Origin of the sequence: Microcystis sp. M_QC_C_20170808_M9Col, from assembly GCF_007095495.1 — a bacterium.
GTDB lineage: Bacteria > Cyanobacteriota > Cyanobacteriia > Cyanobacteriales > Microcystaceae > Microcystis > Microcystis aeruginosa.
In genome coordinates this window covers 1-7133 of record NZ_SFBZ01000033.1, presented here as the reverse complement: position 1 = coordinate 7133, position 7133 = coordinate 1, and the positions used below count along the sequence as shown (strand labels likewise).

Sequence of the window (7133 nt, the reverse complement as noted above, 5' to 3'; positions counted from 1 at the left end):
TTTTCGACTTAGTTGCCGGCAGCTTGCCGCCAACTCACTCCTCTAGATAAGTATTTTGACTCACGCTCCTTCCTCTTTCGAGACGTTGTGACACTTAGGGTGCGGAATGTGGGTTAAAATAAAATTAATAGGTTGAACTCTATTAGTTAGTCAAAGGTTCGGGGGACGAAGCTCCTCCCCTGACGGGGGGGTTAAGGCTTTAATTGAGTGATAAAATCGGAAGTAATGCCCAATTTTAGCAGAGAGTTTCCCTTTAAAAATCCCAACTCGGTAGATTTACAAAAATGAGATGCACCCCCTGTTACCTCTTGTTCTTGGTCAAAGGATCGGCTAAGATGATGATAGACAATTTCCAGTTAAAGAGATGAATCAATTAAAACCCAAACTTGTCAATTATCCAGATTGGGATCGAAAAGAGCAAATTAAACGAAATCGTTCGGCTTTGGCTATCTTAGAACAAAGACGACAAAAACGGTCACAAATAACCGATGAGCAAGACCAAGAAATTTCCCAGTCTTTCCTCAATTTTCAGACTGCGATTGATAATGCTCGTCCTTTGGATTCAAAGCTTTATAGCCAAGGATGATTGTCTTTATCGATTCGGGGGTTTTGGGTTGATTAACTCATCCTAAAAAAGCGGGTAAACTGGGAAGATTGGCCTTATTCACTTTTGTCTAAGGGTGCTTATGTAGTTAGTTCCGATAGCTGTGATTATGAAGTCAGAAAAAGCCTATTATTAGAAGCGGTCAAGAAAAATTCCTTTAATAGCCTAGATAATCTTAATGAATTACGCAATGTCATTGATTTTTTAAATTTAGATACCGAGGTGATGTTATAATCGTCACAAATTTGGGTAGAAACTCGAAAGATTGGCCAACAAACGGCTGCTAATTACAATATTGACGTAGATATTATTATTCTTGCTCATTGGCAGTTATTAAAAAAACAAGATCCGAGCCGTTATCTAGTCATCGCTACTACCAATGTCAAACATTTTCAGGGATTCGCAGAAGCTTTAAATTGGCAAGATGTTAACCTATAACAGCTTTGATCTTGATCATTTTTTCACTTTAACTACTGAGTCTTATGCAGTTTATTGATCGCGCCGAAATAGAAGTAGAAGGGGGTAAGGGAGGTGATGGAATTGTCGCTTTCCGTCGGGAAAAATACGTCCCCGCCGGCGGTCCGGCCGGAGGTAATGGGGGAAAAGGTGGTTCGGTGATTTTCGTGGCGACTCAGAACCTGCAAACCCTGCTAGATTTCCAGTATAGTCGCTATTTTAAGGCCGATGACGGTAAACGGGGCGGCCCCAACAACTGCACGGGAGCCAACGGTAGCGATCGCATTATTAAAGTTCCCTGTGGTACAGTGGTTTACGATCTCGATAGCAACGAAATTATCGGCGATTTGGTCACTCCCGAACAGACTTTAATCGTGGCTGCCGGGGGAAAAGGGGGATTAGGCAACCGCCACTTTTTAAGTAATAATAATCGCGCACCCGAATACGCTTTACCCGGTTTAGAGGGAGAAAAACGCCATTTACGCCTAGAATTGAAGTTATTAGCGGAAGTGGGCATTATCGGGCTGCCCAATGCGGGAAAATCCACCCTAATCTCGGCCGTTTCCTCTGCTCGTCCCAAAATCGCCGATTATCCCTTTACGACTCTCATTCCTAACTTGGGAGTGGTACGCAAACCCACGGGAGATGGGACGGTATTCGCCGATATTCCTGGATTAATCGAGGGAGCGCACCTAGGAATCGGCTTAGGACACGAATTTTTGCGCCATATCGAACGCACACGCCTGTTAATTCATCTTGTCTCCTTGACATCAGAAGACCCGATCGCCGATTATCAAATTATTCAAGGGGAATTAGCCGCCTATGGTCGGGGATTAGAAAAGCGATCGCAAATACTGGTTTTCAACAAAATTGATGCTGTGGACGAGGAAACGATAGATAACTATCAAAAGCAGTTTGCTAAAATAACTAATGCCGAGATTTTGACTATTTCCGCTGTTACGGGAGCCGGATTAACCACTTTACTCGCCAAAGTTTGGCAGCAATTAGAGCAACTGGAGAGGGTCGAGGATGAAACCCCTTCCCTGTTTTCCTAAAATCGCTCGTTAGTTGTTGGGTTGCCGGGGTGCGGGTGGTCGGCGATTGCTCGGTCTTCTTTCCGTACCTTCAAAGTTACCATTAGAACGACGGGTGCGGCGCTGTTCAGCTTCATTTTCGGCCGCATAGACTTCTAGATAAAGAGAGCGACCCACACTCGCGGCCGCCATTTCTAGGGTAGTTCTAATCGCCTGTAAATTGCGTCCTCCCCGGCCGTAAACTTTGCCTTTATCGGCATCATCGAAGGCTACACGCACCCAAAGACGTTCATTTTCCTTACAGCGCTCGATATCCAATCTCAGACTGGCCGGCTCTTCCAAAAACGGCTCGATCATAAATTTCACCAGTTCGAGATAATTGGGGGTACTAGGCATTGATTTTCTCGAAAATTTTCTGTTTGGTGAGAATGCTGCGTACGGTGTCCGTCGGTTGCGCTCCTTGTTGTAAGCGTCGGATAATCCCTTCTTCATCGAGACGCACTTCATCGGTGCGGGGATTGTAAAATCCTAATTCCTCTAGGGGACGACCATCGCGACGACTGGTGCTAACGGCCGCAACGATACGATAACTGGCTTCGCGTTTTTTACCAAAGCGTTTTAGACGTAATTTGATCATGGTTACTCAAAAATTCTCCTTTCCGATTCTAACTCATCCAGGCGGTAATTCCACAAGTGGCGATCGAGGGAACGGGAGGCAGCCATTGCATATTATCGAAAATAACGCCAATATCTTAATGGTGAGGTACAAGGTTTAAGTGTGTTAGTTTTCGCTAACACACCCAAAATTAAGATTAAATTAAACCTCTTGCATAATTAATTTTTGAGGGTTCAAAAACGTCAAAAATAAGGATTAAATCGCATAAAATCTGTAAATAGACCATTTAACTGATTAATGCTCATTCTTAATTCTCCTGACTACTGACTACTGGCTACTGACTCCTAACCCTAACAACAATTTGTGCGCATTTAAAGCACTTATTCTTAAGATTAGCCGAATCTCCCCCAATCCCTTTACTGTTGCCTCTTGCCTCTTGCCTCTTGCCTCGTCTCAACAAGCAATTTAAATGCTTAACAGCTTACCCCTCTCTAACCGTAAACTTTCCCATAATACTCTTGATATTCTTTGGATAACAAAGGTTGCCACCAATCCCGATGATCGAGATACCATTGAATGGTTTTTCTTAATCCCCCCTCTACCGTTTCTTGAGGTTGCCAACCTAATTCAGTGCGAATTTTACTGGCATCAATAGCATACCGGCGATCGTGTCCAGCCCGATCCTTGACAAAAGTAATTAAATTCTGAGCGGGTTTCACGGGTAAATCGGGAGCTAATTCATCCATTAACTTACATAACATCCTAACTAAATCGATATTTTTTACCTCATTATTTCCGCCAATATTATATGTTTCTCCCGCTTTTCCCTTGTGAATAACTGTATCTAAAGCTTGACAATGATCCCGCACATATAACCAATCTCGAACATTTTGACCATCACCATAAACAGGTAAAGGTTTACCCAAAAGAATATTAATACACATCAAAGGAATTAACTTTTCTGGGAAATGGTAGGAACCATAATTATTAGAGCAATTAGTAATAATTGTCGGCATTCCGTAGGTATGAAAATAAGCTCTCGCTAGATGATCACTCCCCGCTTTTGAGGCAGAATAGGGACTATTAGGAGCATAGGGAGTAGTTTCGGTAAAAGCCGGATCATCTACTCCTAAACTGCCATAAACCTCATCGGTGGAAACGTGCAGAAAACGATAGTTATCGGGTTGATGATTACTTAACCAATGTTGCCGAAAACTTTCTAATAGAGTAAAAGTTCCCACCACATTAGTTTGCACAAAAGCCCCAGGGCCAAGAATCGATCGATCCACATGGGATTCGGCGGCAAAATGGGCAACTGTATCGATATTTTCACCAGCAAATAATTCATCAACTAAAGCTCGATCGCAGATATCCCCTTGCAGAAAACGGAAATTCTTTCTATCTTTCAGTGTCGCTAAATTATTCAAATTGCCCGCGTAGGTAAGAGCATCAAGAACAATGACACGATCCTCAGGATAATTCTCGCACCAATGATGAACAAAATTCGAGCCGATAAATCCTGCTCCACCAGTAATTACTATGTTTCTAGCTTGATTTTCCGTCGCCATGGCCACCTCTAGCAAAAGTTTGCTACTTATTTTAGGCCTTTTTGCTTCACACTTCTTCATCAAAAGTGATCTGATCGGAGTGATAATCCGGCGGTTCAACGTGAATTAAAATTCTCACAGGGCTAAATTGTTGGCTTAATCTTGCTTCCACCGCTTCCGTGATTGCGTGAGCAGTTTCCACATCTTGCGCGGAGACAACTAGGTGCATTTCTATAAATACCTGTCTTCCCACCACTCCCCGAGATGCGATCGCATGACAATTAAGCACCCCCGGCACCTCCATCACAATTTGATGAATCACTTCAGGAGCGATCGCCATTTCATCCACTAACAAAGGTAAATTCTCCATCAGGACTTTCCAACCACTGCTAAACACCAAAAAAGCGACGGGAAAGGACAAAATCACATCTAACCATTGTAATTGGGGAATATTAGCCGTATTGCCCACCCAAACCCCGACTAAACCCAATAAAACCGTAATTGTCACCCACACATCACTCATGGTATGACGAGCATCGGCAATCAAAATCGCACTACCGACACGCTGCCCCACCGATCTTTCATAATAGGTGACAAAAATATTCACCCCTAAAACGATAATTAATAGCCATAATTCAGGACCTGCAATCTCGACGGGTTTTCCTCCTTTGATAATACGCATGATCCCCCCTTGCAAGATTTCAAAACAGGCAATCCCCAAAAATGCGGCGATCGCTAAAGCTCCGATCGCTTCGTATTTCAGATGTCCGTAGGGATGATCTCGATCGGGATAGGGAGAGGAAAACCTCATCGCTACTAATCCCAAGACATTATTGGCACTATCGGTGACACTATGGAGAGCATCCGCTTGCAGACTTAAAGCACCAATTCTCAAACCCACCCCCGCTTTGATCGCCATAACCAAAATGTTCAGCAGTAGGGTGATCCAGAGAACTTTTTGGACGGTAGCCCGATTATCTTTTAAAACAGCCACAGGATTATCAGTTATCAGTTATCAGTTATCAGTTATCAGTTATCAGGGAAATTTCAACTAAAACCCCAAAACCCCAAAAACTCAACTACTTGAGGGTTGAAAAAGGGCAAAAATAAGGATTGAATTGCCTAAAGTCGGTAAATAGACCATTTAATTGATTATTATTCATTTTTAATTCTCCTGACTACTGACGACCGGCTACTGACCCTAACAACAATTTTTGATTTTTACAAGAGGTCTAGTCAACAACAATTGATCAACTCCTGAAATAACAGACTCCCATCGGTCAAATTGAGCATCCGATCGGCGGCGCGTTCGGGATGAGGCATCATTCCTAGCACATTTCCTGCTTTATTGGTAATTCCTGCAATATTATTTAACGAACCGTTAGGATTTCCCGACTCATTTGCCTCTCCTGTGGGAGTACAGTAACGAAAGAGAATTTGTCCGTTATCCTCCAGAGATTTTAACGTATCTTCTGCGGCATAATAACGCCCTTCCCCGTGGGCAATCGGCAAATTAAGCACCTGTTGCGGTTGATAACCTCGCGTCCAGACAGATCGATTATTTTCCACTTTTACCGGCACTCGATCGCAGATAAAATGTAAGTCGCGATTACGAATTAACGCACCGGGTAGCAGCCCAATTTCCGTTAATACCTGAAAACCGTTACAGATGCCTAAAACTAATTTACCTTTTTCGGCTTCTTCTCGGACAGTTTTCATCGCTGGCGAAAACCGAGCGATCGCACCACAGCGCAAATAATCGCCGTAACTAAATCCCCCCGGCACCACGATCACATCCAAATCCGCTAAATCCGTCTCTTGATGCCAAACATAGCGGGTAGGTTGCTGAAAAATCCCCTCCGTCACCGTTGCCACATCTCGATCGCAATTCGATCCAGGGAAAACAATAATCCCAAACTTCATAATTTTTAACTTGGTTAATTCATTTTGCAAAAAGCTCTCATCAGATGGGTGTTAGGGTGTTAGGGTATTAGTTGAATTTCCCCATTCTCCCATTTCCCTATCCCCTAATCCCCCATTTCCGCATTTCCCTATCCCCTAATCCCTATCCCCTATCTCCTGACAATGCAAATCAAAGCGATAATTTTCAATTACAGGATTAGCCAATAGTTGATCGCACATTTGAGCCAATTGAGCGCGAGCGCTGGTTTCGTCCGCTGCTGTCACGGTAAGCTCAATATACTTACCAATTCGCACCCCGGCCACAGTATCATAACCTAATTGCTTTAATCCCGACTCTACCGCCGTACCCGCCGGATCGAGCACCGAGGGGCGCAGGGTAACATAAATACAGCACTGATAATTTTTTGGCATAGAATTAACTTTGATCGCTGACCTTTTTGATATGAAATCCCAACGCACCCGATCGCAAGAGCGCATTATCCACTTACTCAAAACCTTAAATCGGGCAGTATCCGCTCAAGAATTGTTTGTGGAACTCCGTCAGCGTGACCAAAATATGGGGTTAGCCACTGTTTACCGCGCCCTAGAATCCCTAAAACTACAGGGCGCAGTGCAGGTGAGAACCCTAGCCACAGGAGAATCCCTCTACAGTTCCGTTCAGCAGGATCAACACCATCTTACCTGTATTCATTGCGGTCGGTCTATCGTCTTTAATGAGTGTCCCGTTCACGAATTGGAAGAAAAACTCGAAAAATCACACCAATTCAAGGTTTATTACCACACTCTCGAATTTTTTGGACTTTGCGATCGCTGTAAACCCAGTTAAGTAGGGTTTGCTGAAAAAGGTTTTCCTGGGGGCAGGGTGTGGGGTGTGGGGTGTAGGGTGTGGGGTTTTAGCGATTTTCATCTGGTCAATTACCTAATTTTCAGGGAAAAAGTTCAGGGATTTTACC

General features: G+C 43.7%; 10 protein-coding genes. 4 read left to right on the top strand and 6 right to left on the bottom strand.

Translation table 11 applies throughout. The features are described from left to right. The first annotated feature begins 364 nt into the window (after positions 1–364). The 3 genes from EWV68_RS02295 (at position 365) to obgE (ending at position 2115) form a co-directional block, all read left to right on the top strand. The gene (locus EWV68_RS02295; protein WP_061430676.1) at positions 365–586 is read left to right on the top strand and encodes a hypothetical protein; all 222 of its coding nucleotides are present in this window, start codon (positions 365–367) and stop codon (positions 584–586) included. A gap of 84 nt (positions 587–670) precedes the next feature. Beyond that, positions 671–838, top strand: a complete 168-nt coding sequence (locus EWV68_RS02290; protein ID WP_239697988.1) for a hypothetical protein — start codon at positions 671–673, stop codon at positions 836–838. A 248-nt stretch (positions 839–1086) separates the two neighbouring features. After that, positions 1087–2115, top strand: a complete 1029-nt coding sequence (gene obgE / locus EWV68_RS02285; protein WP_061430677.1) for a GTPase ObgE — start codon at positions 1087–1089, stop codon at positions 2113–2115. Between the two features lie 9 nt (positions 2116–2124). Here obgE and EWV68_RS02280 read toward each other — a convergent pair whose 3' ends face one another. The 6 genes from EWV68_RS02280 to purS form a co-directional block, all read right to left on the bottom strand. Beyond that, the gene (locus EWV68_RS02280; protein ID WP_061430678.1) at positions 2125–2490 is read right to left on the bottom strand and encodes a KH domain-containing protein; all 366 of its coding nucleotides are present in this window, start codon (positions 2488–2490) and stop codon (positions 2125–2127) included. Continuing rightward, complete coding sequence (gene rpsP / locus EWV68_RS02275; protein ID WP_002736858.1) at positions 2483–2731, bottom strand: 30S ribosomal protein S16; 249 nt, start codon at positions 2729–2731, stop codon at positions 2483–2485. Before rpsP ends, EWV68_RS02280 begins: the two co-directional genes overlap by 8 nt. Before the next feature lie 470 nt (positions 2732–3201). After that, a complete protein-coding gene (gene rfbB / locus EWV68_RS02270) occupies positions 3202–4278 on the bottom strand; it encodes a dTDP-glucose 4,6-dehydratase (protein ID WP_061430679.1) in 1077 nt (358 codons plus the stop codon). Positions 4279–4324: 46 nt separating this feature from the next. After that, positions 4325–5251: a CDF family zinc efflux transporter Cdf31 gene (gene cdf31 / locus EWV68_RS02265; RefSeq protein ID WP_287168674.1), complete on the bottom strand. Its 927-nt coding sequence runs from the start codon at positions 5249–5251 to the stop codon at positions 4325–4327. A gap of 242 nt (positions 5252–5493) precedes the next feature. Next, positions 5494–6180 carry a phosphoribosylformylglycinamidine synthase subunit PurQ gene (gene purQ / locus EWV68_RS02260; RefSeq protein ID WP_287168672.1) on the bottom strand — a complete coding sequence of 229 codons (687 nt, stop codon included), beginning with the start codon at positions 6178–6180 and terminating at the stop codon, positions 5494–5496. 135 nt (positions 6181–6315) lie between these two features. Continuing rightward, positions 6316–6591, bottom strand: coding sequence for a phosphoribosylformylglycinamidine synthase subunit PurS (purS, locus tag EWV68_RS02255; protein ID WP_002796436.1), 276 nt, complete (start codon positions 6589–6591; stop codon positions 6316–6318). A 31-nt stretch (positions 6592–6622) separates the two neighbouring features. Between purS and EWV68_RS02250 the strand changes: the two genes are divergently transcribed. Beyond that, a complete protein-coding gene (locus EWV68_RS02250; protein ID WP_061431059.1) occupies positions 6623–7006 on the top strand; it encodes a Fur family transcriptional regulator in 384 nt (127 codons plus the stop codon). Positions 7007–7133 lie beyond the last annotated feature (127 nt).

Bases quoted from the DNA above. Each gene is read 5' to 3' on its own strand.
- purS (WP_002796436.1), bottom strand. From the start codon at position 6,591: ATGCCAAAAAATTATCAGTGCTGTATTTATGTTACCCTGCGCCCCTCG.
- rfbB (WP_061430679.1), bottom strand. From the start codon at position 4,278: ATGGCGACGGAAAATCAAGCTAGAAACATAGTAATTACTGGTGGAGCA.
- EWV68_RS02280 (WP_061430678.1), bottom strand. From the start codon at position 2,490: ATGCCTAGTACCCCCAATTATCTCGAACTGGTGAAATTTATGATCGAG.
- obgE (WP_061430677.1), top strand. From the start codon at position 1,087: ATGCAGTTTATTGATCGCGCCGAAATAGAAGTAGAAGGGGGTAAGGGA.
- EWV68_RS02250 (WP_061431059.1), top strand. From the start codon at position 6,623: ATGAAATCCCAACGCACCCGATCGCAAGAGCGCATTATCCACTTACTC.
- purQ (WP_287168672.1), bottom strand. From the start codon at position 6,180: ATGAAGTTTGGGATTATTGTTTTCCCTGGATCGAATTGCGATCGAGAT.
- rpsP (WP_002736858.1), bottom strand. From the start codon at position 2,731: ATGATCAAATTACGTCTAAAACGCTTTGGTAAAAAACGCGAAGCCAGT.
- EWV68_RS02295 (WP_061430676.1), top strand. From the start codon at position 365: ATGAATCAATTAAAACCCAAACTTGTCAATTATCCAGATTGGGATCGA.